We start from the raw sequence: 24,548 nt of genomic DNA, 5'->3' as shown, positions 1-24,548 counted from the left end.
CCCGTCACTCCTGCGTTGCCGGTCGTTTAGCGGTTGGCGTTCACCTCGGCCACGATAGGACGCCACGTGTCGTCGATTTCGGTCAGGAAGTCGTCGAACTCTGCCGGGGTCTTCGGCGAGGCGACGGAGCCAAGATCGGCAAAGCGAGCCACGATGTCGTCACTGGCCAGCGTCTCGTTCAGCGCCGCAGAGAGCGCCTCGATCGCCTCCTCGGGGGTGCCGGCCGGGGCCAGCAGGCCGGTGAAGGTCACGGCGGCGAAATCGAACTGACCGCTTTCCTTCAGCGTCGGCACATCCGGCAGGGCGGGCACGCGCTCGGAGGAAGTCACCGCCAAGGGCACGACCGAACCGTCTTCGATGTAGGGCAGGATGACCGACATCTGGTCGAAGCTGAACGCCGTTTCGCCCCCGACGAGAGAGGCGATCGAAGGCGCGTTCCCCTTATAATGCACGATCCGAAAGTCGCTGCCGCTGTCGGCCTTCAGCTTCTCCGCGGCCAGATGGTTGGTGGTTCCCGCGCCCGGCGAGGCCATCAATAGGTTCTCCTCACCCGCACGGGACATCAGCTCATCGATGTCGGTGATGCCAACGCCCTCACGCACGGTCAGCGCCATGGGGGTGATCGACACGGTGCCGATGGCCTCGAAATCGGTTTCCCAATCGTAGGCGTCGGGGCGGTTCATCGTCATCGGCGCGAAGAGTAGCGGGCCGTTGGCCGCCATGAACAGCGTGTAGCCGTCCGCATCGGCATTCTTGACATATTCAGCGGCGATCATGCCCCCGGCCCCTGCACGGTTCTCAACCACGATGGGCTGGCCCAGCAGCTCCTCCATCTTCGGCGCGATGATGCGTGCGGCGCTGTCGACGTTGCCGCCCGGGGGATAGGGCACGACCAGCGTCACTGGCTCGGACGGAAAGTCCGCAGCAAAGCCGGTGCCCGGCAGGACCGCCAGAACGGCGGCAATGGCGTTTTTCCAGGATTTCATGGTTTCCTCCCTATTTTCCTGTCCGGGGCCAACCCTCCCGTGGGCCGCCGGATCTGTCCCAATGGACATAGGACCCCCGGTTTCCGCGCAACTGCAAAAATGGAAAAGTTCCACATGGTGGACCTTTTCACCATTTGCGCTTGTCCAACCACGGGTCCCGAACTTGTGTTGGGGCGACAAAGGGAGGACCCATCATGCACGTCGATCCATCGGATCTGTCGGCCCAGCAGAGCTACCGCCTGCTGAGCGGAATCGTCGTACCAAGACCCATTGCCTGGGTCTCCAGCCTGAACGCGTCGGGCAACGTGAACCTGGCTCCGTACAGTACTTTCACCTTCGTTGCCCCCAAGCCTCCAATGGTCGGCTTCAGCGCCGGCCGTAAGGGCAGCGTCTACAAGGACACGGTGCACAACATCATGTCGCGGGAAACCTATGTGGTTCATATTGCCGACCGCAGCCTGATGGAACCGCTACACGAAAGCGCCGAGGAAGTCGGGCCGGAGGTCAGCGAGGCGGAGATGCTGGGCCTGGGCACCTGCGCCAGTGACTGCATCGAAGTGCCTCGCCTGGCCGCGGCGCCGATCGCCATGGAATGCCGCCTGCGCCAGGTCCTCGAATTCGGCGACACCCGCAGCCGCTTCATCGTCGGTGAAGTGCTGCGTTTCCACATCCGCGACGGGTTGGTCACGGACGGCAAGATCGACAGCGCCGAGCTGGACCCGATCTGCCGCCTGGCCGGACCGAACTACGCCACGTTGGGAGAGATCCGCACCCTGCGCGCGATGAAACAGACCAAGAAACATTCAGGAGCCTGACCCATGAAGCTCGCCAGCTACACCCTGAACGGCCGTCCTGGTTTCGGCATCGTGACCGAGGCCGGCATCACCCCTCTCACCGACCGGATCGAGGGCATTTCTTCGCTGCAGGAGCTGATCGAGAAGGATGCGCTCTCTGCTGCGCAAGCGATCCCTGAAGCGCCCAGCCTGTCGCCCCAAGACGTGACCTTCGCCCTGCCCGTCGGCAACCCCGAGAAGATCTGGTGCATCGGCGTCAACTACGGCAACCGCAACGCCGAGTACAAGGACGGCTCGGACCTGCCCAAGTACCCCTCGCTTTTCGTGCGGTCGCGCCAGTCCTTCGTGGGTAACGGCGTGCCGTTGGAGCGCCCGCGGGTATCTGAGCAGCTCGACTACGAAGGCGAGATCGCCTTGGTCATCGGCAAGGGTGGTCGCGACATCCCCCGCGAGAAGGCCCATGAGCATATCTTCGGCCTGACCATCTGCAACGAGGGCACGGTGCGCGACTGGTTGCGCCACGGCAAGTTCAACGTCACCCAAGGCAAGAACTTCGACCGCTCGGGCGCCATCGGGCCCTGGATCGTCACAGCGGACGAGCTCGACCCGGCCGGCGACATCGCCGTCCGGACCCGCGTGAACGGAGAGCTGCGCCAGAGCGACAGCACGGCGAACCTGATGTTCCCCTTCGATGCTCTGATCGCCTACCTCAGCAGCTTTGCCACGCTATCGCCCGGCGACATCATCGTCACAGGTACGCCAACGGGTGCGGGCGTTCGGTTCGATCCACCGGTCTGGCTGAAACCCGGCGACGTGGTCGAGGTGGAGGTGGACGGGATCGGCACCCTCCGCAACGGGGTCGCCGACCAGGAGGTGGGCAATGCTTGATAGCGAGCTGATCTCCGACATCGCCCGGCAGCTGGATGCTGCCGAACAGGACGCAAGCCAGATCGGCCAGCTGTCGCTGGCCCATCCCGACATGCAGATGGCGGACAGCTACGCGATCCAGAACGCCTGGCTGCAAATCAAGCTGAACCGGGGCCTGACGGTCCGGGGTCATAAGATCGGCCTGACTTCTCGCGCCATGCAGCAGGCCGTGGGAATCGATGAACCCGACTACGGCTTTCTGACCAACGACATGTTCCTCGATGATGCAGCGCAGATCGACACCGCGCGACTAATTGAGCCCCGGATCGAGGCCGAGCTGGCCTTCATCATGGCCGAGGACCTGTCGGGACCGGACTGCACACTGCACGACGTGCTGGAGGCCACCGCATATGTAACCCCGGCACTGGAGCTGCTGGACGCACGCATCCAGCGCAGCGACCCTGCCAACGGCCGACGGCGCACGGTGCTGGACACGGTAGCCGACAATGCCGCCAACAGCGCGATCATCTGTGGCGGGCTGATGGTGCGCCCGATGGACATTGACCTGCGCCGCGCCAGCGTGATCGCCCTGCGCAACGGCATCGTCGAGGAAACCGGCGTCGCCGCCGGCGTACTGAACCACCCGGCGAACGGCATCGCCTGGCTGGCCAACCGTCTGGCCCCCTGGGGCGTCAGCCTGAAGAAGGGCCAGGTCATCCTGTCGGGATCCTTCATCAGGCCCATAGACGCGCGTGCAGGCGATACCTTCACCGCCGATTACGGGCCGCTCGGCACCGTGTCCTGCCATTTCTCCGCGAGGGCCTGAGCATGGGCAAACGACGCAGCATCTACCTGCCCGACTTCGCGCACAAGAACCCGATCCCGGCCGCCTGCGTCATCGACGGGCTGCTGACCACGGGGATCATCTACGGGTTGGACCCCACCACCGGCCGCGCCGCCGAGGGGCTGGAAGAACAGACCCGTCTGATGTTCCAACACCTGGCCCGCATTCTGGAAGCCGCTGACATGGGCCCGGAGCATGTGTTGAAGCTCGATGTACTCCTGCTGGACCGTTCACAGCGCGGACCGCTGAACCGGGAGTGGGAGGTGATGTTCCCCGACCCAGACAACCGCCCCGTCCGCCAGGCCATGCAGGCCGACCTGGACAACGGGAAACTCATCCAATGCAACGTCACCGCTTTTGCGGCCCCGTGAGGAGATCGACCATGGCAGACTACCACCCCTTCCATCCCAGCCCGCGCCGCCCCGCCATTCTGCCTCCCCCGGGCACCTGCGACAGCCAGTTCCATGTTCTGGGCGACCCCGAAACATATCCGACGCGTCCCGGCGCCGCCTACCAGATGCCCACGGCCACCTGGGAGCGGGCCCGCCATGTTCACGAACAGCTCGGCATCTCCCGCGGGATTATCGTGCAGACGACAACCTACGGCGCCGACCATTCGGTTGTGCTCGACGCACTGAAAGCCATGGGCGCAAACTACAAGGGCTGCGCCAACGCCCTGGTCTTTGCCGAGAAGGACGAGGCCTATCTGGCCGAGCTCGACGCGGCAGGGGTAAACGGCGCAAGGTTCAGCTTCCGCGAGGCGCTTGGCGCGGTCCTGAACGACGAGGATTTCAGGGCCGCCACCGACCGCCTGCGCGACTTGGGTTGGTACATGAAGGTGCAACCGGAACAGACCGGCATTGCCCAGCATGTCGACAAGCTGTCTGGCGTCGACATCCCGATCCTGATCGACCACATGGGCCGCGCCGATGCCTCCAAGGGGGTGAACGATGAGAACATCACGGCGCTGAAGAAGCAGCTCGACCGCGGCAATGTCTGGGTCATGCTGTCACTGGGAGAGAAGATATCGGTCGAGGGCGCGCCTTTCGACGACGTGGTGCCCTTGGCGCAGACCCTGATCGAACACGCGCCTGAACGCTGCGTCTGGGCGACAGACTGGCCGCATCCGGTGTCGAAGAACCCTCCGCCCAACGACGCGGACCTGTTGGAGTTGTTCTACCGCTATGCTCCGGACGAGGGACTGCGCAAACAGATCCTGGTCGACAACCCGGCAAAGCTCTTCGGCTTCGAGGCGTGGCCGCAATGACCCGGCGTCTCTCCCACGCTCTCGCCGAGGCCCGTACAGCCGGGCGCCCGCTTCTGAACGGCTGGATGATGACGCCGGAACCCGCCGTGCTGGAGGCGCTGGCAGCCCACGACTGGGATTGCCTGACCCTGGACCTGCAACACGGTCAGATCGACCCGACGCAGGCACGCACTCTGGCACGGACAGCGGCGGGCCTCGACCTGCCCCTGCTCGCCCGCCCGGCGTGGAACGACATGGCCCAGATCTCACGCCTGCTGGACGACGGGTTCGAGGGGATCATCTGCCCGATGGTCAACTCCGCCGCAGACGCCCGGCAATTGGCCCGCGCAGTGCACTATGCCCCGAGCGGCGAACGCAGCTACGGCCCGGTCCGTGCCCGCGCCGCCTACGGCGCCGACTACTGGAAGGAGTCCTCGGATAACCTGCTGGTTCTGGCGATGATCGAAACCCGCGAGGCGCTGGAGGCCCTGCCCGACATCCTTGCGGTCGATGGCATCTCGGGCGTCTATGTGGGCCCCGCCGACCTCAGCCTGACAATGATCGGCCAACCCACCGGGGAGCCTACGAACCCCGAAGTGGTCGCGGCCGTGGACCGGATCCGCGAGACAGCGCAGGCAGCGGGTGGTTTCGCGGCCGTGCACAACCTGACCCCAGACCACGCCTCGAAGATGGCGGCGAAGGGCTGGGACATGGTGACCGGCCCCTCCGACATCGCCCTGCTATCGGGCGCCTCGGCGGCGGCTGTGAAACAGATCCGCGGCTAGGCGCGAGCCCTACCGGTGCCCTCAGGCCACGGGCGAGGCGGCGTCGTCCGGCTCCCCTCCGGCCGTGGTTCTGGCAAGCCGCTCCAGGTCGACGGTGATCTCCGCCGAGGCCTTCTTCAGCAGCGGTGAATAGCGCGCCGTCGCCGTGCGCGCACTGGGAAAGGCGGAGCGGAAGTAGGTCATCCCAAGGCTGGCAATAACCCGCCCCGCCGGGCTGAAAACCGGCACCGCGATAGTGTCGGAGTTTTTCGGGGTCACTGCCTCGGGACGCGTCGCATAGCCCTGCGACTGTACTTCGCTCACCATCGCCGCGACCTGCGCGGGCGCGCGGGCCATACTGTTCTCGGGATCGTCCGACCGTTGCAGGATCGACAGGATCAGATCCTGTTCATCCTGCGGCGCGAAGGCGAAATAGGCCCGCCCCAGACCACGGGTCAGGATCGGAAGGCGCATGTTCACGGTCCGGTGGAACGGCGAGATGGCGCTGTCGGGAATCGTCGAGAAGCGCACGATGATCGAGGCGTTGTCGTAAAGCGCGATGGAGATCGGCCACTGGTGCTGTCGGGTCAGCGCCACCGCCCAGGGACGGCCCGCCTCAACCACCATCGGCTCTTTGTGGTACCCGCCCGAGAGCGAGGCGACCTGCGCTGTAACCTGGTACCCGCCCAACCGTGGATCGTTGTCCACGTAGCCCTTTTCCTCCAGCGTTTGAAGGATCCGAACCAGCGTCGGCTTGGGCAGCCCGGTGGACCGGTTCAGCTCGGCGATGGTCGAAACCGGATGCCGGTTCAACTCCTCCAGCACGTCCAGCACGCGCTCAATTGCCCTGATGCCCATGCACCCCTCCATTTCGCCAGACGAAACGCAGATATCCAAACGTTGAGAGCGACGGGTGTCAACGTAAGTGTCGCGCCACGTCGGGATATTATCCCGGCCATCACCAGACACGGGAGGTCCTCATGGGAACCGAAGAGCGGCGCGCAAAGGTGCGCGAAATGATTGCCGGTATCGACGGCAAGCGGGTGGATGCGCTTATGCAGGGGGCGGTGGATCTGCACGTGCATTCCGGCCCCTCGATCATGGACCGCCAGGTGGACCACTTCCAGGCGGTGGAGCAGGCCGCCGCGGCGGGCATGAAGGGCATCCTGTTCAAGGACCACCACTATTCGGTCTCGCCGATCATCCCGATCATGGAACGCACGCTGGGTCACCTCGACGTCGCCATGTTCGGCGGTCTGGTGCTGAACAATTCCACCGGCGGCTTCAACCCGGCAGTGGTCGACTCGATCCTGAAGCATGGCGCTCGGATGATCTGGATGCCGACGGCCCATTCCGCCAACCACATCCGCACCAATTTCCGCAAGACTCGGCTGGCCGCCAAGGTACAGTTGCGAGCGCCGAAACTGCTGACGGTGCTGGACGATCACGGCAACATCATCGACCCGGTGAAGGAAATCCTGGACAGCATAGCCGAATCCGATGCCATCCTGTCTTCGGGACACCTGCACGTCTGGGAGATCTGGAAGCTGTTCGAAGAGGCCAAGGCCCGCGGCGTGAAGCGGCTGATCGTCAACCACCCGATGTACGGGCTGCACTTCACCCATGACGACATCCGCGAGATTGCCGAGACCTACGGCGCGCTGATAGAACAATCCGCCTGCCTCTACATCGATAGCCGCTTCAACGTCTTCGAGCCCGAGGAACTGGCCGCCGACATCCGCGCGGCGGGCGTCGAGAACAGCTCGATCGGCTCGGATCTGGGACAGGTGGACAACCCCACGCCGGTCGAGGGGATGCGCCAGGCCATCGCGCTGTGCCTTGCGCTTGGTTTCACCGACGACGAGGTGCGCCAACTCGTGCGGGACAACCCGTCGCGGCTGGTGGATATTCCGCTGAACTGAGCGCCTAACCGGCGCAGGGTGCCAGGTGGCACGGGAGGACGACATGGATAAGACGCAAGATCTGCCGAGCGAGGCAGAGGAACAGGTGAAGGCCGTAGGCGAGCCCGGGCCGCGTGACCTGCGGGGGGCTGGCAAGTGGTTCGTGCGAGTCGCCGCTGTGCTGATGTTGACGCTGGCGGTAAACCAGACGTTCAACCTGGGCTTCCTGGTCGGCTACACGCTGGTCGACATGCGGTTCTACTACGCAATCCTGGCACTCGCCCTTTCGGTCGCATTCCTCGTCTACCCGGTCACCGGGCGATCCGCCGACGGGCGCGTCGCCTGGTACGACTGGCTTCTGGCGGGCGGAACGCTGGTCGTCTGCGCCTACTTCTTCGCCAACGCGATGAACATCACCCTGCGCGGATGGGAAATGGCCCCGCCGGAAACGGCGGTCTGGTTCTCCTACGCGCTTTGGATCCTGGTGCTGGAGGCGGGCCGCCGGGCCGGGGGCCTGCCACTGGCACTGATCGTGGGGGTGATGTCGCTCTACCCGCTCTATACCGAGTTCCTGCCGGCGGCGATCCAGGGTTTCCCCAGCTCCGCCCCCTATGCGGCGGCCTATCATGCGATGGGATCGGAAAGCATTCTCGGGATTCCGCTACGCACCTTCGCCGGGCTGATCATCGGCTTCATCGTCTTCGGCGCGGCGCTGCAACAGACCGGCGCCGGGGCCTTCTTTATGAACCTGTCCTTCGCCCTGCTGGGCCGGGTCCGGGGTGGACCGGCCAAGGTCGCGATCTTCTCCTCCGGGCTGATGGGATCCATGTCGGGGTCGGTTATCACCAATGTTCTGACCACCGGCGTGATGACCATTCCCGCCATGCGCCGCACCGGCATTCGCGGCACCTTCGCCGCGGGCGTGGAAACCTGCGCCTCCACCGGGGGCACCCTGATGCCGCCGGTGATGGGGGCCACGGCCTTCGTCATGGCCAGCTTCATGAACGTGCCCTATGGCACGGTCGCCCTGGCCGCGATCATCCCCTCTGCCCTCTACTTCTTCGGCCTCTTCGTGCAGATCGACGCCATGGCCGGCAAGGAGGACATCAAGGGCCTGCCGGCAGAGGAGCTGCCCTCGATCCGCCAGACCCTGAAGGACGGCTGGTACTACATCTTCGTCTTCGCCCTGCTGATCTACATGCTGCTGGTGATGCGCCGCGAGGCGCTGGCGCCCTACTACGCCACGCCGCTGCTGATCGTGCTGAACCAGCTGCTGTCGAAGAAGCACCGCTGGGGCTGGAAGGAGCTGGGCGGCTTCATCGACAGCCTGGGGATGCTCTTTGCCAACCTGGTGGCGATCCTGGCCGCCGTGGGCATGATCGTCGGCGCCCTGTCGATGACGGGTGTGGCGGCGACGCTGGTCAACGACCTGCTGCGCCTCGCCGATGGTTCGGCGCTGTTCCTGCTGGTCATGGGCGCGCTGACCGGGCTGATCCTCGGCGTCGGCATGACCTCCACCGCGGCCTACATCTTCCTGGCAATCCTGCTGGCGCCGGCGTTGGTGCAGGTTGGGCTGAACCCGATGGCGGTGCATATGTTCATCTTCTACTGGGGGATGCTGTCCTTCATCACGCCCCCCGTGGCCCTTGGCGCATTCGCCGCTGCCTCGATTGCCAAGACACCGCCGATGCAGACGGGGTTCGAGGCGATGCGGATCGGCTCAGTGATCTACTTCATCCCCTTCTTCTTCGCCTTCCAGCCCGCGCTGGTGCTGCAGGGGACGGCGATGCAGGTGGTGATCTCGACCTCGCTGGCGGTGGCGGGCATCGCGCTCTTCGCCTGTTCAGTGCAGGGCTACGTGCCATTTGTCGGGCGGCTGTTCTCCGGGCGGGTCTATGCCTTCCCGCTACGGCTGTTGCTGTTCCTCTCGGCGGTGGCCATCGCCCTGCCCGCCACCATCATCCCGGGCTGGAGCGACTTCGACCTGGTGCTGGCGGCGGCTTTCGTGGCTCTGCCGATCCTGGCGCTGGCCACCTGGCAGAACCGCCAGCCGGCTCAGGCCGGAAGCCACTGAGGAGCACGTCGTGATGAAAGTCATCGAGATCCGCGAACCCGGCGGCCCCGAGGTCCTGCAGCTGGCCGAGCGGCCCCGGCCCGCCCCCGGCCCCGGCGAAGTGCTGATCCGCACCATCGCCGCCGGGGTGAACCGGCCCGACATCCAGCAGCGGCGGGGCCTCTATCCGCCGCCGCCGGGCGCCTCGGACCTGCCCGGGCTGGATGTGGCCGGCCGGATCGAGGCAACAGGCGAAGGCGTCACCGGCTTCGCCTTGGGCGCGGCCGTCTGCGCCCTGGCCAACGGCGGCGGTTACGCCGAATACTGCACCGTCCCGGCCGAGCAATGCATGCCGATCCCGGCTGGCTTCACCTTTGCCCAGGGCGCCTCCCTGCCGGAGGTGTTCTTTACCGCCTGGAACAATGTCTTCCTGCTGGGCCGCCTCGCCCGGGGCGAACGGCTGCTGATACAGGGGGGCACCAGTGGTGTTGGCCTGGCGGCGATGCAAATGGCCCGCAGCCTGCGCGACGCCACGGTCTATGCCACCGCCGGCAGCGCCGAAAAGCGCCAGGTCTGCCTCGACCTGGGCTGCGCCGCGGCGGTGGACTACCGCGGCGACTGGGGGGCCGAGCTGATGGCCCTGACCGAAGGAGAGGGGATGGACGTCATCCTCGATGGTCAGGCCGGCCCCTACGTGCAGAAGCAGCTGGACCTGCTGGCCTTCGACGGGCGGGTGGTCCTGATCGCCAGCCACCTGGGCGCCGAGGGCGACGTGAACTTCCGCCAGCTGGTGCGACGGCGCCAGACATTGTGCGGCTCGACCCTGCGTCCGCGATCTGCCGCCTACAAGGGCGCCATCGCCCGGGACCTTGTGGCGCAGGTCTGGCCGCTGCTGGAAAGCGGGCGGATCGTTACCCGCCTGCACGCGGTCCTGCCCTTCGAAGAGGTCGCCGAGGCGCACCGGATCCTGGATGCCAACGCCCAGATCGGCAAGGTGGTTCTGGCCGTCGACGCCGAAGAGGCCGGTCGCGTCGCCGCCTGAGCCTAGGTGGCTCGAACGCCGCCCCTTGCCCCCAAAGAAAAACCCCCGCCTGTCGCGCGACAGGCGGGGGTTCACGTTTCAGACGAGGACCGATGTCAGAGGCCGGCGTCGGCCAGGGCCTTGGCCCGCGCTTCGGGCCACATCGCGGCGCGCTCCTCCTCAGCCAGGGCCTCCCATGCGGCGCTCAGCACGTCCTGGCGTTCGATCAGCGCCTGGTTATGCGCCTCGTCCGCGTCAGACCACAGGCCCGCCTCTTTCCAGTAGCGCACGGCGCCCGGGTGGTAGGGCACGACCCACTGGAAGTTCTGGCGATCGCCAGCGAACCCGGCCAGGCCGCTTTCAGCCTGGGAATATGCATCGAACTGTTCCTGAAGGGCCTTGGTCGTATTGTAGACGACATCCGGATCCTTGTCGGCATAGGTCACGACCACCGGATAGGGGAAGCCCGCGCATTCCACCGGCGCGTCCTCGGACATGTTCGGGCCTACGGTCGCGGTGCGCGGGGCGAATTGCGGCTTGATCTCCTGCAGGCGGGCCCAGCCCTCGGTATTTTCTTCCGGCAGCTCCAGCCATTTCAGACCGCTGGGCGAGGCCGCGGCCTGAGTGGCGAAGGTGGTCGTCGACAGCGAGGTGATCGCATCCACCTGGCCATTCAGGAAGGCCTCCCAGGAGGCGCCGAAGCTGGCCACCTCGACCTTCTCCACGTCGTCCCAGGTCAGACCGCCGAAGGCCAGGAAGGCCTCGACATTGGCCTGAAGGGCGGGCGAGCTGACCACCCAGCCCACACGCTTGCCGCGCAGGTCCTCGACGCTCTGAACATCGCCGTCGCCCTGCAGCGCCAGGGTGAAACAATTGGACGAATTGGCACCGGCCAGCAGTTCAATCCGCTGCGGGCCCAGCTCGGGCGAGGTAAAGGCCTCGGTCCCCTCGTAGGCGTTGTAGGCCTCGGACCCGATCAGGGCCAGGTCGACGCGCCCCTGTTTCACCGGCAGCAGCCGCGCCACGTCGGAAGTTGCCGGCAGCACACGCAGGCTGATGCCGTAGCCATCGCTGATCGCCTTGCCCAGGGCCACGGCCTGGGCATAGCCGGACGAGCCCACGTCGTAAGTCGTCATCGCCAGGCGCGGCGGCAGCTGTGCCTCCTGCGCCAGGACCGGCAGGGCCACCAGGGCCGTACCGGCAAACAGGGCCGCACGGGCGAGCTTGACGTTGAAGTTCATGACCTTCCTCCTTCTTTGGGTCCGGCCATGCCCCTGGGCACGGCCCGCCTCTCTCGTGACCTCGGCCAGCGTGCCGTCCCCCCTGGGGCGGCCCCCTCCTCCCGGTCACGGAGAATGCGCTACCACATTCCTCCCCGGAGGTCCTTCCCTCAACGCGAACCCGCGACCGTTCCGCTCTGCGAAACGGTGCTGCTCCTGCGTTGCTGCGCCCCGGCCTGCTGCCGATGTTCAGGCCAAAGGCACAGGACCCGAGGAGAAGATGATGCCATCAGAGCACAGCGGCTTTCGCCAGCGTTTCCAGGAGGGGCAGATCCTGATCGGCAGCTTTCTGAAAATCGCCCAGACCATGCCGGCCGAGATACTCGGCACATTGGGCTATGACTTCGTCGTGGTGGATGAAGAGCATGGCGCACTGAACCGCGAGAGCACCGATCACATCCTGCTGGCCTGCCGCGCGCATGGCATCGGCGGCCTGGTGCGCGTGCCCTCCGCCGATCCCGCCGGCATCCAGTCGGTGCTGGACTGCGGCGGCGACGGCGTGCTGGTGCCCCATGTGGACAGCGCCGAGAAGGCCCGCGCCATCGTCGCCGCAGCCCGCTATCGCGGCGGCATGCGGGGCTATTCCTCGACCACCCGGGCGGGCGATTTCGGCGGACGCAGCATCGCCCAGCACCTGGACGAGCAGGACACCCGCGCCACCGTCATCGCGATGATCGAGGATCCCCACGCGCTGGACGCCCTCGACGAGATCCTGGCGGTCGAAGGACTGGACGGCGTCTTCATCGGACGCGGCGACCTGACGGTAGCCTATGGCGAGGTCAAGGGCGGATCGGCCCCGGTCAAGGCCGCAACCGAGGCGATCACCGCCGCCGCCCGCGCTGCGGGCAAGCCGATCTGCGTCATGGCCTCGGGCCCGGAAGATGCCGCCGCGCTGGCCGCACAGGGCGCCACGGCCTTCATCGTCTCCTCCGACCAGACCTTCCTGCGCAAGGCCGCCGCCGCGACCTTGACCGAAACCCGCACTGCCCTGCAGACGACACGCTGAGGTTCTCCATGTACGACAAGTCCGACCCCCGCTCGCAACTGGCCCCCGCCCCGGCCGCCAAGGGCAAGCCCCCGACAGGGCTGATCGCCGAAGAGCAGCTGGCCACCTTCTACGACAGCCCGCCGCAGATCGAGGATGACAATGGCCGGATCTGGTTCATACGCGGCCACAACTTCGTCCTGGCCTATTGCGAAATGGCCCCGGGCGGCACCCTGTCGCGCGGCGACCAGCCCGACGAGTATGTCCTTCTGATGCCCGAGGCGCCCGCGCAGATCACCGCAGGCGAAGCCCAGGCGGATCTGCCTGGCCATCAGATCGCCTTCGTGCCGCCAGGCGACAGCCAAGTGACCCTGCCCGAGGGTGGCGTGGTGATCGGCCTGTTCACCACGGCCTCTGCCGATCTCGTGGCGCTGTGTCCCAATGCCCGGGCCTATGATACGCCCCGCAGCCATGTGCCCGCGTTTGAGCCCTGGCCCACCCCGCCCGACGGTCTGCGCCTGCGCCACTATTCGCTGGACGTGCCGAAGGCCGAGGGGCGCTTTGGCCGGATCTTCCGCTGCACCACCTTCATGGTGAACATGCTGGACCCGCGCGAGGGGCCGCGCGACCCCGCCTCGGTCTCGCCGCATCATCACGACGATTTCGAGCAATGTTCGCTACTGCTGGAGGGGGCCTATGACCATCACCTGCGCTGGCCCTGGACCACGGACATGGCCGACTGGCGCCCCGACCGCCATATCGAGGTCACCGGTCCCTCGGTCCTGGTGATCCCGCCGCCGGTGATCCACACCAGCCGCGCCAAGGGGGACGGGCTGAACCAACTGGTCGACATCTTCTGCCCGCCCCGCGCCGATTTCAGCGCCAAGCCCGGCTGGGTCCTGAATGCCGAGGATTACCCCACGCCCAATCAGGGCTGAACCGACGAGAAGACACTGCGTTGGCGCGCATTGCGCCGCCAACGCAGACCTGCCGATCGCCCTGGCCCACTCAGGCTTCGTGCAGATGCTCGCCGAAGCCTCGGAAAGTGATCTACCGCCCCGCGAAGCCTTGATCCCCCAGTCGACAAGTGGGCTCTTTTCTCCGTTAGCCGCGCGCGAAAGCGAAGGTCCCCTCACCGGTGAGGAGCACTTCACCCTGATTTTCAGCTTCCCCCGGGGCTGCTGGAGGAGCGCCTGTGCTTCCGCTGGTATGCTAGAATACTGATATGGCGCAGATTTTACGTGGGAGTGCCTCGCGTTTCGTTGCCAGGCTTCCAATTTTCTTCAGCTATTCGGACTGTGGAACAGGGCCGCGCGCCTGTGGCACCCCTTGTGCCACGGATACTTCTGCAGCCGTGCCTCAGCCTGCGCCTTCAGATCCCGAGATATAGAGGTGTGATCCGCGCGCGTCAGATCCCTGTTCGGCTCACTCGGCTCGCACTGCAGCAAACGACCGAAACGATACCCGGTCTCGCGGAGGTGACGGCGATGACAAACAGATCGCTCGGCGTTTGGTTGGAGGCGTTCGATCTCTCCCGGGTCCGACCGGTTCTGAGCGGCGCACCCTTGCGGGTCCGCTTCCCCTTTACCGTAACTGGACGATCCAGTGCTGGGCACCTGAAGGGTCCACCACGAGATAGAGACCGTTGCCATCCCCGTGGCGACCGGGGCCAAGGTTCTCAACCAGCTTCTTCGTGAGCTCTCCGCTCAGCAAGGCCCTGATCCAGACCACGATTTGTACCACCTAACACAAGCAAACAGGCCAAATAGAAAGAAACCGCAGAAACATGAAACCCCCATCAAAGATCTGATTTTAAAAGAAAAATGTCGCCCAAGGCGACCCAATCAAAACCACTCGACATGTGTGGTGGCGGAGGAGGTGGGATTCGAACCCACGGTACGCTTTCACGCACGCCGGTTTTCAAGACCGGTGCATTCGACCACTCTGCCACTCCTCCGGTGGGCAGCGGGTTACCGGGCCTTGAATGATTCTGGAAGCGCGCATTCCCGCCGCTGGCCCGGCGAAAAGATCCGGCGTCCCTTCCTCGGGCTTTCCTTGCGCGGGGCTTCGGGTTAGTTTCTGCGCCAACAGGGCCGGCGCCACGACCGGCCGGCACAAAGCAAGACAGAGCATCGCCGCGCCCCGCGGCAGGGCGGCCCCGCCGCCGAGGCAGAGAGCAGACACCATGTTTCAGGGCCCCCGAACGGCACAGCCCCACCCGTTTCCGTTCCGAACCGCCGTCGCGGCGCTGGCTCTGCTGGCGCTTGGGGCCTGCCAGGAGGGGGGACAGCTGCAACTGTTCCAGGCCTCGCAGGACAGCCCACCGGCCAGCGCGGGCGACGGCCGGTCGACCCGTCTGATCGAACGCGACATCGAGGCGCCCGACGTCTTCCAGGTGACCGAGGCCGGGCTATGGGACGGGCGGCCCTCGCTAGGCGGGGTCTGGGTGGCGCATCCGGACGTGACCGAACCGGAACGGGTGCTGATCCGCAACACCAGCAACGACAGCTTCGTCATCGGGGCGCTTTTCCGGCGCGAAACGATGGGTCCGGGGCCGCGGCTGCAAGTGTCCTCGGATGCCGCGGCCGCCCTCGACATGCTGGCCGGGGCCCCGGAGGAGCTGAACGTGACCGCCTTGCGCCGCGAGACGGTTGACCCTGATCCCGTGGAGCCCGCCCCCCTGCCCGCCGCCGCCGGCATGCCTGCTGCGGCCGAGGTCGAGGCCACTGCGCTGGATCCCGCGCCGGGCGCAGAGGTCACGGCCGCGCCGAACGCCACCGCCGGCAACGCGGCCGGCGCGTCGGAAGAGGCACAGCCGCGCAAGTCCGGCGGGCTGTTCGGCTGGCTGCGCAAGGACCGCGCCCCCAAGCCGGCCCCGACCGCCGGCACCACGGCGAGCACCGCAGGATCCCTGTCGAGCGCCGCCCCGACCGAGGTCTCCGCCACACCGCTGGACGCCCCGGCCCCCGCCACCGCGCCCGTGGCGCAGGCCGCCGCCGTGTCGTCCCTCGACAAGCCCTATATCCAGCTTGGCATCTTCAGCATCCGGGAGAATGCCCAGAACACCGCCACCGCCATGCGTCAGCGGGCGCTTGATGTCAGCGTGCTGACACAGGAAAGCGCCGGCAAGACCTTCTACCGCGTGATCGCCGGCCCGGCCCAATCGACCGAGCAACGCGCCACCATGCTGCAGATCGTCAAGGACGCCGGCTTTACAGACGCCTATCCGGTTACGAACTGATCCGACCCGTGGTAGAAGGAGCGCGCCCACCGGGGCGCGGCCTTCGCCCCGGAACCGGCCCAGACCGTCCGCGAAGCAGAAGGATCCGCCCATGTCCATCCTCCGTCGCCCGCTGCGTACCATTGTCGCGGTACTCGGCACTGCCCTGCTGAGCCTCAGCGCCGCGCTGCCGGCCCAGGCCTTCGACACCCGCGCCCGCGCGGCCTTCGTCGTCGACATCACCACCGACACGGTGCTGCTGACCAAGGAGGCCGACGTGCCCCTGCCCCCGGCCTCCATGTCGAAGCTGATGACGCTTTACGTAACTTTCGAGGCGATCCACGACGGCCGCCTGCAGCTGGATGAGGAACTGCCGGTGTCGCAGCACGCCATGAATTACGGCGGGTCGACCATGTTCCTGGACACCACCGACCGGGTGAAGGTGTCGGACCTGATCCAGGGCATCATCGTGCTGTCGGGCAACGACGCCTGTGCCGTCCTGGCCGAAGCCCTGTCGCCCGATGGCACCGAGGCGGGCTTTGCCAGCTACATGACGCAGCGCGCGCGCCAGATGGGCATGACCAACTCGACCTTCGCCAACTCGAACGGCTGGCCCGATCCGATGCAGCGCATGTCGATGCGCGACCTCGCCCTGCTGGCCACCCACATCATCGAGGACTTCCCCGAGTTCTACACCTACTTCGCCGAGCGCGAGTTCGCCTTCGACGGCCGCGCGCCGCAGAACATCCACAACCGCAACCCGCTGCTGTCGATGGGCATCGGGGCGGATGGCCTGAAGACCGGCCACACCGAGGAAGCCGGCTACGGCCTGGTGGGCTCTGCCGTCGACCCGGTGTCGAACCGCCGCGTGGTCTTCGTCTATGCCGGCCTGGACAGCACCCAGGCGCGGGCCGAAGAGGGCCGCTCGATCGTCAACTGGGCCTTCCGCCAGTTCACCGAAAGCACCCTGGTCGAAGCGGGGGAGATCCTGCCGACCCGCCTGCCCGTGCATGAGGGCGCCGCGATGGACGTGGGCCTGACCGTGGCCGAGGACGTGACCACCCTGGTGCCCGTACTGACCGGCGACGGCGTCGCCTCGGAAATCGTGGCCCGCGGCCCGGTGAAGGCCCCCATCGAGAAGGGCCAGGAGCTGGGCGAGCTGGTGATCCACCCCGAGGGCCTGCCGGAGAAGCGTATCCCGCTGATCGCCGCCGAAGCCGTGCCGCACGGCGGGTTCACCGCCAAGCTGCAGTCGGCCGCGCGCTACCTGCTGCGCCGCATCAACGAAGGCCCCGAGGAGGCGGCCCCGGCGGAGGCGGCCTCTTGACCGGGACCGGGGCGCGCAAGACCGGGGGTCTGTTCCTCTCCTTCGAAGGCATCGACGGGTCCGGCAAATCCACCCAGGCCCGTGCCCTCGCCACGGCTCTGCAACAGCAGGGCCGTGAAGTCGTTCTGACCCGCGAACCCGGCGGATCGCCGGGCGCGGAGGAGATCCGCGCGCTGGTGCTGAACGGCGATCCGGACCGCTGGTCGGCGGAAACCGAGATCCTGCTGTTCACCGCCGCCCGCCGCGACCACCTGGAACGCACGATCCTGCCCGCGCTGGAGCGTGGCGCCGTGGTGATCTGCGACCGTTTCGCCGACAGCACCCGCATGTACCAGGGCCTGTCGCGCGGCGACCTGCGCGAGGTGGTCGACCGCCTGCACGCGCTGATGATCGGGCGCGAGCCGGACATCACCCTGCTGATCGACATGGACCCGGAGGCCGGCCTGTCCCGCGCCCTGTCGCGCACCGGCGCCGAGGAACGGTTCGAGACCTTCGGGCTGGCGCTGCAGCTGGCCATGCGCCAGGGCTACCTGGACCTGGCCGAGACCTACGCGGACCGCTTCCGCATCGTCGATGGCGCGGGCGACGTGGGCACCGTCCACGCCCGCGTGCAAGCCACCCTGCCCGAGCTGTTCGAGGCCCCCGCATGAGCCACGAGGACCGCCCCGAACCGGATCGCATCGAAGGCGCCCCGCATCCCCGCGACACGCCCCGCCTCTTCGGGCAGGAGGCCGCGGAGGCAGAGTTCCTGGAGGCCTTCAACCTGGGCCGGCTGCACCATGGCTGGATGATCACCGGCCCGCGCGGGTCGGGCAAGGCGACGCTGGCCTGGTCCATCGCGCGCTTCCTGCTGGCCACGCCGGATCCGGCCGAAGACGATGGCGGCATGTTCGGCGAGGCGCTGGCGCCCGCGCAGGCCGAAAGCCTGGCGATCTCGCCCGACCACCCTGTCGCGCGCCGCATGGCCGCCGGGGCCGAGCCGGGTCTTTTCGTGTTGCGCCGTGGCGTCAACGAGAACACGGGCCGGCTGAAGGCGCAGATCACCGTGGACGAGGCGCGGCGGCTGAAGAACTTCTTCTCGCTGTCGTCGGCCGACGGGGGCCGCCGCGTGGTCATCGTCGATGCCACGGATGAGCTGAACACCTCTGCGGCCAATGCCATCCTGAAGCTGCTGGAAGAACCACCGGCGCGCACGACGCTCCTGCTGGTCACGCACCAGCCCTCGGGCCTGCTGCCCACCATCCGCTCGCGCTGTCGCGTGCTGCGCCTGCGCCCGCTGGACGAGACAGCGATGCAGGCAGCACTGCAACAGGCCGGGATCCAGACGCAGGCGCCGGAACGCCTGGCCGCCCTGGCAGAAGGGTCGGTCGGCGCGGCGGTGCAGCTGGCCAATCTCGACGGGCTGAAGCTCTATGCCGAATGGGTCGCGATCCTCGACAGCCTGCCGCGCCTCGATCGCGCCCGCGCCCAGGCCCTGGCCGAGGCCGCCGCCGCGCGGGGCCAGGAAGAACGCCGCGCCCTGCTGCTGGCCCTGCTGGACCAGGCGCTGGTACGTCTTGCCCTGACCGGCGCCCGCGGCATGCCCCCGCAGCCCGAGGCCGCCCCGGGAGAGGCCAAGGCCTTTGCCCGCCTGGCCCCCGATGCCCGTTCCGCACGCCTTTGGGCAGCAGAGGCACAGGAGATCGGCGCCCGTCTGCGTCACGGCACGGCGGTCAACCTTGACCCTTCCGCGCTCATCCTAGATACGATCTTCAGGCTACAGAAAGCCGCTGCCGGGGGGTAAGCCGCCCGGCCCAGGCGCCAAAGCAAGACCCATCAGGACAGACATGACCGACGCAGCCCAGATCACCGACAGCCATTGCCACCTCGATTTCCCGGACTTCGACGGTGAGCTGGACCAGGTGGTGGAGCGGGCCCATGCGGCGGGCGTGACCCGGATGGTGTCGATCTGCACCAAGCCCGGCGGCATCGACAAGGTGCGCAGCATCTCGGAAACCTATCCGTCGGTCTTCTGGGCCTACGGGCTGCACCCGATGTCGGTGGCCGATGAGGCCCCGGTGACCTTCGACGAGCTGGTCGAGGTGGCCAAGCACCCGAAACTGGTCGCCATTGGCGAGACGGGCCTCGATTACCACTACACTGCCGAGAGCGCCCAGGCGCAGAAGGACAGCCTGCGGGTGCATTGCGCCGCCGCCGCCGAGACCGGCCTGCCGCTGGTCATCCACGCCCGCGACGCGGATGAGGACATGGCGCGGATCCTCGAAGAGGAATACCGCAACGCGCCTTACTCCTGCGTGATGCACTGCTTCTCTTCCGGCCCCGATCTGGGCCGCAAGGCGCTGGAGCTGGGCTTCTATCTGTCGATGTCCGGCGTCACGACCTTCAAGAAAAGCCAGGAACTGCGCGATTTCTTCGCCCAGGTGCCGCGCGATCGGGTGCTGGTGGAAACCGACAGCCCCTACCTGGCCCCGCCGCCGCATCGCGGTAAGCGTAACGAGCCCGCCTTTACCGCCCTGACCGCCCAGGTCGGCGCCGAGGTCTTCGGCATGGACTACGCCGCCTTCGCCGCCCAGACGCAGGCGAACTTCGACCGGCTGTTCACCAAGGTCTCCGCCTGGCAGAAGGACGCCGCCTGATGGGCCAGCTGCGTTTCACCATTCTGGGCTGCGGCTCTTCCGGCGGTGTGCCGCGTCTCGGCGGCCTCTGGGGCGACTGCGACCCCGAGAACCCCAAGAACGCCCGCCGCCGCTGCTCCCTCCTGGTCGAGCAGATCCGCGAGGAAGGTACCACCCGGGTGCTGATCGACACCTCCCCCGACATGCGCCAGCAACTGCTGGACGCAGGGATTGGCGAGCTGGACGCGGTGGTCTTCACCCATGCCCATGCCGATCACGTCCACGGCATCGACGACCTGCGCCAGGTGGTCTTCAACATGCGCCGCCGCCTGCCCGTTTGGGCCGATGGCGACACCCAGGACGCGCTGCTCAGCCGCTTCGGCTATGTCTTCGTGCAGCCCGAGGGCTCGCCCTACCCGCCGATCCTGGAGCTGAACACCATCAAGGGCGCCGTTACCATCGACGGCGCGGGCGGGCCGGTGACGCTGATGCCGTTCAAGGTCAATCACGGCTCCATCGACGCGCTCGGCTTCCGGGTACGCGACGTGGCCTACCTGCCCGACGTGGCCGAGATGTCCGATGAGGCCTGGGAGGCCTGCGCCGGGCTGAAATGCTGGATCCTGGACACCCTGCGCCGCGATCCGCATCCCACGCATTCGCACCTGGAACAGTCGCTGGCCTGGATCGAACGCGCCGCGCCCGATCGGGCCGTGCTGACCAACATGCACATCGACCTGGACTATGCCACGCTGGAGGCCGAGACGGCGGATCACATCACCCCGGCTTTTGACGGGATGCAGATCACCTATGACCTCTGACATGCGGCCCTGCCCCGCACAGGGGGCCGCGGCATGAGCGCGCTTCTCAACATCATCTTGCCGGTCTTTCTGGTGCTGGGCGCCGGCTATGTCGCCACCCGCACCGGGCTGCTGAAGCTGTCGGTGGCCGAAGGGCTGATGTCCTACACCCAGAACGCGGCCTTTCCCTGCCTGCTGTTCCTCGCGGTCAGCACCTTCGACATCGGGGAACAGTTCCACGCGCCGCTGCTGCTGAGCTTCTACGCCGGGGCCACCGCCTGTTTCTTCCTCGGCCTCTTCGGCGCCCGCGCCATCGGGCGTTCGCCCGAGGATGCGGTGGTCATCGGGTTCTGCTGTCTCTTCTCCAACTCGATGATGCTGGGCGTGCCGATCACCGAACGGGCCTTCGGCGCGGATGCGCTGGCCTCCAACTTCGCCATCATCTCGATCCACGCGCCCTTCTGCTACACCCTGGGCATCATCGCGATGGAGATGACGCGGGCGGGTGGCCAGGGCCTGCGCATCGCCGCGCTGGCGCAGCGCATCCTGCGGCAGATTTTCACCAACCCGCTGGTCATCGCACTGATGCTGGGCTTCATCGTGAACCTTTCCGGGCTGACCGTGCCCGGCCCCATGGATGACGCGATGCAGATCATCGCCCGCTCCGCCCTGCCGGCAGCACTGTTCGCCGTGGGCGGCGTGCTGGTGCAATACAAGATCGAGGGCGACTGGCGACTGATCGGCATGATCTGTGTGCTGGCCCTGATGGTGCATCCGGCGATCACCTGGGGGCTGGGCCGCGCCTTCGCCCTGTCCGAGGCGGCCTTCCGCTCTGCCGTGCTGACCGCCTGCGTGGCACCGGGCGTGAACACCTATGTCTTCGCCAACCTCTACGACCGGGCCAAACGCTCGGCGGCCTCGGCGCTGCTGATCTCCACCGGGGTGTGCCTCTTCACCTCGTGGTTCTGGCTGACGATGCTGCCCTGATCCGGTCGGTCCCGGGTCCTACGCACTGGGGCGAAGCCCTTGAATTTCTTGCGCGGCGCGGGGCGACAGGCTACCTCTTTTCGCAGTGTACGCCCCGCGCGCAGGAGATCCCCATGGACATCACCGTCACCTACCAGCGCGGCCCGACCGATCCCGGCGCCGGCCCGGTGAAGATCGGCTGGCTACTGGGCAAGACCGACGCGCCGGTGATCTACGAACCGCCCCGCCGAGTGCATTCCCGCGAGGCCCGGCGCGAGCATGCCAAATCCGCCTCGCGCTGTCCGGCCGTCGTGGGACTGGAAAGCCGCTATTTCGAGGTGCTCTGCCCCTTCGACCTGAACATCGGCTTCACCCGCGACAAGGACGGCAAGCCGGTGCTGCGCAACCTCTCGGGCGAGAAATCTGCGGTGCGCGGCTCGACCCTGGGCAAGCGGCTGACCCTGGTGAACGAGGGGGAGTGGCGCTACCCCGACCGCCCCATCATCCAGCTGAAGCTGCCCTACTATTTCATCACCGATGAGCCGGTCTACATGACCCAGCTCGAAGCCTACATGTACTACCGCAAGACGCCCCTTCCGGGCACGATCTTCGGCGGGCGTTTCCCGATCAACCTCTGGCCGCGCCCGCTGATGTGGGCCTTCGAGTGGCACGACACAGCGAAGCCCATCACGATCCGCCGGGGCGAACCGCTGTTCTACGTGCAGTTCGAGGCCGATGGCCCGGATCGGACCGTGCAGATGGTCGAGGCGGAAATGACGGACGAGCTGCAGACCTACATGGATCACATCGGCGGCGCGGTGAACTACGTGAACCAGACCTTCTCCCTCTTCGAGGCCGCCGAACGGGTGCGCCCCGAGCGCCTGCTGAAGGTGAAGGAAAAATGAGCGACCGCCCGGCCGCGCCCGCGCCGCAGGCGCGCAAGGTCGACCTGGCGGCGCTGCTGAAGGAGGCGCAGGCAGCCTTCACCGCGGGCCGCATTTCCCGCTGCTGGGAGCTGATCGCGCCACTGCTGCGCCAGCCGGCCTTCGACCGACTGGACCCCAGCCGACAGCAGGCGCTGCGCTATCTGCAACTGGGCTGCGCCCTCTACGCCATCGGCGACCTGGATGCGGCACGACAGCTGAACCGCGACCTGCCGACCCATCTTTTCACGCCGATGCGCTATCGCCTGTCCCTGCGCCTGCGCGATCCGGCCCAGGCGAAACGGCTGCGCCTGGATCCCGCGAACGGCCCGCGCGAACTGGCCGATTTCCGCACCTCCGCCGGGCTGCACGAGATCTGGGCGCACCGCTATGGCATCGGCTTTCCGCTCTACGCCGCGCGCTGGCAGGCGATCAATTTCCCGAAGGTCCTGCCGGACAGCGTGACTCATGCGCCCCTGCCCGCGGACCCGTCCGGGGATGCCGGGCTTATCGTGCTGGAACAGGGGCTGGGCGACGTGCTCTTTCACCTGGCGCATATCAAGGCCGAGGGCGCGCATGAAACATCGGCCTTCACCGGGCTGGCCAAGTATGGTCCGCTGATCCGGCGCTACTTCCCCAAGGCCAGCTTCACCCCCGCCGACCGGATCGCCACGGATCTGGGCCGCCCACGCGCCCACCTGGCCGCCGATTTCGTCGGGCGCGGCTATCGCCGCCTGGGCACGATCGCCCCGGGGATCACCCTGGATCAGCCCCGGCGGCATCCCTTCGACCCGCCGGTCTTCGGCCTGTGCTGGCGCGGCGGATCGGGGCAGAACCGGCGCGAGGAACGGCACATCCCCCTGCGCTTCCTGCTGGACATGCTGCCGCTGGACTGCCGAATCCTGGCCCTGCAGTTCGACCTGACGGCGGAGGAACGCGCGATCCTGCAGGCCGACCCGCGCGCCCAGGTGCCCCTGGCCGACATCACCGCCAATCCGGTGGAGACGATCGACATGATCCGGGGTCTCGCCGGGGTGATCTCCGTGGACAGTGCCAACTGGCACATGGCGGGGTTTTCCGGCGTGCCGCTGCTGGCGATCATGAACAAAACCGCGCATTGGTTCTGGGGGCCGGAGGCAGACGCACGCAGCGTCTTTGCCTGCGCCACCACCCTGCCGAAGGAAGAGCTGTCGGCGCGCAGCCTCGCCCCCTGGATCGAAAAGGCACTGGCGCGGTGGTCAGAGCGGCCTGTCGCCGCCCTGCCCGCGACCCCGCCACGGCAGCCCCCGGCCCTGCGCCCGGTCTTCATCACCGGGCTGCCGCGCTCGGGCACCTCGCTGGTCACGCGGATCCTGCAGGGCCAGGGCCTGTGGCTGGGCGAGACGATCCCCGGCAATGCCGACAACCCAGAGGGCTATGGCGAGAACCGCCGGATCCGTGAAAAGCACCTGAAACCGATCCTGTCGGCCCTGGGCGCCGACCCGCGCGGGGTGGCGCCCCTGCCCCGCACCGAGGCCCTGCCGCCTTGCCCCGGCCTGAACCGCCGCCTGCTGCGCGCGATCCGGGCGGAGGGATACGACGGCAAGGCCCCCTGGGGCTACAAGGACCCCAAGCTCGCCCTGCTCTGGCCGCTGTTCGCGCGCGCCTTTCCGGGTGCCACCTGGGTGATCGTCGAGAGGGAGCGCGAGGCGGTGCTGGCCTCGCTGGCCCGCGCCAGTTTCATGCGCCGCCATTCGACAAGCCCGGAGTTCTGGAAACCCTTCTGCGCCTGCTATGAAGATCGCCTGGCCGGGCTGGTCGACAGCGGCGTCAGGGTGCTGACGGTGCAGGCCGAGGCGGTGATGGGCGGCGATGTCGCGGCGCTGGCGCCGGTCTGCGAGGCGGCCGGGCTGCCCTTCGAGGCCGAACGGGCCCGCACGGCCCTGGCACGCGGCTCCGCCCCCGGCTCCATGTCCTGAC

Annotated in this window: 23 protein-coding genes and 1 tRNA gene; 20 read left to right on the top strand and 4 right to left on the bottom strand. The window is 67.2% G+C overall.

Annotated features, from left to right (window positions below):
- Positions 1–26: 26 nt before the first annotated feature.
- Positions 27–986 carry a Bug family tripartite tricarboxylate transporter substrate binding protein gene (locus CVM50_RS04960; RefSeq protein WP_085887711.1) on the bottom strand — a complete coding sequence of 320 codons (960 nt, stop codon included), beginning with the start codon at positions 984–986 and terminating at the stop codon, positions 27–29.
- A 194-nt stretch (positions 987–1,180) separates the two neighbouring features.
- Here CVM50_RS04960 and CVM50_RS04955 point away from each other — a divergent pair, with 194 nt between their 5' ends.
- Genes CVM50_RS04955 through CVM50_RS04930 form a run of 6 tightly spaced genes read left to right on the top strand, consistent with a single transcriptional unit; the run spans position 1,181 to position 5,522 of the window.
- Positions 1,181–1,801: a flavin reductase family protein gene (locus CVM50_RS04955; RefSeq protein WP_085887712.1), complete on the top strand. Its 621-nt coding sequence runs from the start codon at positions 1,181–1,183 to the stop codon at positions 1,799–1,801.
- Positions 1,802–1,804: 3 nt separating this feature from the next.
- On the top strand, positions 1,805–2,668 hold the full coding sequence (locus CVM50_RS04950) for a fumarylacetoacetate hydrolase family protein (protein ID WP_085887713.1): 864 nt from the start codon (positions 1,805–1,807) through the stop codon (positions 2,666–2,668).
- A complete protein-coding gene (gene hpaH / locus CVM50_RS04945; RefSeq protein ID WP_085887714.1) occupies positions 2,661–3,473 on the top strand; it encodes a 2-oxo-hept-4-ene-1,7-dioate hydratase in 813 nt (270 codons plus the stop codon). The genes CVM50_RS04950 and hpaH overlap by 8 nt, the downstream gene beginning before the upstream one ends.
- Positions 3,474–3,475: 2 nt before the next feature.
- Positions 3,476–3,862 (top strand): RidA family protein, encoded by a 387-nt coding sequence (locus CVM50_RS04940; RefSeq protein ID WP_085887715.1) that lies wholly within the window; start codon positions 3,476–3,478, stop codon positions 3,860–3,862.
- An 11-nt stretch (positions 3,863–3,873) separates the two neighbouring features.
- Positions 3,874–4,758, top strand: coding sequence for an amidohydrolase family protein (locus CVM50_RS04935; protein ID WP_085887716.1), 885 nt, complete (start codon positions 3,874–3,876; stop codon positions 4,756–4,758).
- Complete coding sequence (locus CVM50_RS04930) at positions 4,755–5,522, top strand: HpcH/HpaI aldolase family protein (RefSeq protein ID WP_085887717.1); 768 nt, start codon at positions 4,755–4,757, stop codon at positions 5,520–5,522. Before CVM50_RS04935 ends, CVM50_RS04930 begins: the two co-directional genes overlap by 4 nt.
- Positions 5,523–5,543: 21 nt before the next feature.
- Here CVM50_RS04930 and CVM50_RS04925 read toward each other — a convergent pair whose 3' ends face one another.
- Positions 5,544–6,359: a helix-turn-helix domain-containing protein gene (locus CVM50_RS04925; RefSeq protein WP_085887718.1), complete on the bottom strand. Its 816-nt coding sequence runs from the start codon at positions 6,357–6,359 to the stop codon at positions 5,544–5,546.
- A 122-nt stretch (positions 6,360–6,481) separates the two neighbouring features.
- On the opposite strand from CVM50_RS04925, the gene CVM50_RS04920 reads away from it, so the two are divergent.
- The 3 genes from CVM50_RS04920 to CVM50_RS04910 are packed head-to-tail and all read left to right on the top strand — an operon-like array spanning position 6,482 to position 10,497.
- Positions 6,482–7,423, top strand: a complete 942-nt coding sequence (locus CVM50_RS04920; protein ID WP_085887719.1) for a DUF6282 family protein — start codon at positions 6,482–6,484, stop codon at positions 7,421–7,423.
- 43 nt (positions 7,424–7,466) lie between these two features.
- Entirely contained in the window at positions 7,467–9,476 is a 2,010-nt protein-coding gene (locus tag CVM50_RS04915; RefSeq protein ID WP_085887720.1) for a TRAP transporter permease, read from the top strand.
- Between the two features lie 13 nt (positions 9,477–9,489).
- Positions 9,490–10,497, top strand: coding sequence for an NAD(P)H-quinone oxidoreductase (locus CVM50_RS04910; protein WP_085887721.1), 1,008 nt, complete (start codon positions 9,490–9,492; stop codon positions 10,495–10,497).
- A 95-nt stretch (positions 10,498–10,592) separates the two neighbouring features.
- Here CVM50_RS04910 and CVM50_RS04905 read toward each other — a convergent pair whose 3' ends face one another.
- Positions 10,593–11,717: a TAXI family TRAP transporter solute-binding subunit gene (locus CVM50_RS04905; RefSeq protein WP_085887722.1), complete on the bottom strand. Its 1,125-nt coding sequence runs from the start codon at positions 11,715–11,717 to the stop codon at positions 10,593–10,595.
- A 262-nt stretch (positions 11,718–11,979) separates the two neighbouring features.
- Here CVM50_RS04905 and CVM50_RS04900 point away from each other — a divergent pair, with 262 nt between their 5' ends.
- Together CVM50_RS04900 and CVM50_RS04895 are read left to right on the top strand one after the other, a co-directional pair.
- The gene (locus CVM50_RS04900) at positions 11,980–12,762 is read left to right on the top strand and encodes an HpcH/HpaI aldolase family protein (protein ID WP_232618158.1); all 783 of its coding nucleotides are present in this window, start codon (positions 11,980–11,982) and stop codon (positions 12,760–12,762) included.
- Between the two features lie 8 nt (positions 12,763–12,770).
- On the top strand, positions 12,771–13,679 hold the full coding sequence (locus CVM50_RS04895; protein ID WP_085887724.1) for a cupin domain-containing protein: 909 nt from the start codon (positions 12,771–12,773) through the stop codon (positions 13,677–13,679).
- Positions 13,680–14,608: 929 nt separating this feature from the next.
- Here the strand turns inward: CVM50_RS04895 and CVM50_RS04885 are convergent.
- Positions 14,609–14,698, bottom strand: a tRNA-Ser gene (locus tag CVM50_RS04885).
- Between the two features lie 228 nt (positions 14,699–14,926).
- On the opposite strand from CVM50_RS04885, the gene CVM50_RS04880 reads away from it, so the two are divergent.
- From CVM50_RS04880 to CVM50_RS04840, 9 genes are all read left to right on the top strand, one after another.
- Complete coding sequence (locus CVM50_RS04880; protein WP_085887725.1) at positions 14,927–15,982, top strand: SPOR domain-containing protein; 1,056 nt, start codon at positions 14,927–14,929, stop codon at positions 15,980–15,982.
- Positions 15,983–16,073: 91 nt separating this feature from the next.
- Positions 16,074–17,288, top strand: a complete 1,215-nt coding sequence (locus CVM50_RS04875) for a D-alanyl-D-alanine carboxypeptidase family protein (RefSeq protein WP_085887726.1) — start codon at positions 16,074–16,076, stop codon at positions 17,286–17,288.
- Positions 17,285–17,938, top strand: a complete 654-nt coding sequence (tmk, locus tag CVM50_RS04870) for a dTMP kinase (RefSeq protein WP_085887727.1) — start codon at positions 17,285–17,287, stop codon at positions 17,936–17,938. Before CVM50_RS04875 ends, tmk begins: the two co-directional genes overlap by 4 nt.
- Positions 17,935–19,071 (top strand): DNA polymerase III subunit delta', encoded by a 1,137-nt coding sequence (locus tag CVM50_RS04865; protein ID WP_085887728.1) that lies wholly within the window; start codon positions 17,935–17,937, stop codon positions 19,069–19,071. The genes tmk and CVM50_RS04865 overlap by 4 nt, the downstream gene beginning before the upstream one ends.
- Positions 19,072–19,114: 43 nt before the next feature.
- Positions 19,115–19,924: a TatD family hydrolase gene (locus CVM50_RS04860; protein ID WP_085887729.1), complete on the top strand. Its 810-nt coding sequence runs from the start codon at positions 19,115–19,117 to the stop codon at positions 19,922–19,924.
- Entirely contained in the window at positions 19,924–20,721 is a 798-nt protein-coding gene (locus tag CVM50_RS04855; RefSeq protein WP_085887730.1) for an MBL fold metallo-hydrolase, read from the top strand. The genes CVM50_RS04860 and CVM50_RS04855 overlap by 1 nt, the downstream gene beginning before the upstream one ends.
- A 33-nt stretch (positions 20,722–20,754) precedes the next feature.
- On the top strand, positions 20,755–21,687 hold the full coding sequence (locus CVM50_RS04850) for an AEC family transporter (RefSeq protein WP_085887731.1): 933 nt from the start codon (positions 20,755–20,757) through the stop codon (positions 21,685–21,687).
- A gap of 113 nt (positions 21,688–21,800) precedes the next feature.
- Positions 21,801–22,571 (top strand): hypothetical protein, encoded by a 771-nt coding sequence (locus CVM50_RS04845; RefSeq protein WP_085887732.1) that lies wholly within the window; start codon positions 21,801–21,803, stop codon positions 22,569–22,571.
- A complete protein-coding gene (locus CVM50_RS04840; protein ID WP_085887733.1) occupies positions 22,568–24,547 on the top strand; it encodes a sulfotransferase in 1,980 nt (659 codons plus the stop codon). Before CVM50_RS04845 ends, CVM50_RS04840 begins: the two co-directional genes overlap by 4 nt.
- Position 24,548: the final 1 nt, after the last annotated feature.

Origin of the sequence: Pseudooceanicola marinus (genome assembly GCF_002786295.1) — a bacterium.
GTDB classification, from domain to species: domain Bacteria; phylum Pseudomonadota; class Alphaproteobacteria; order Rhodobacterales; family Rhodobacteraceae; genus Pseudooceanicola; species Pseudooceanicola marinus.
This window is presented reverse-complemented; position numbering and strand designations above follow the sequence as displayed.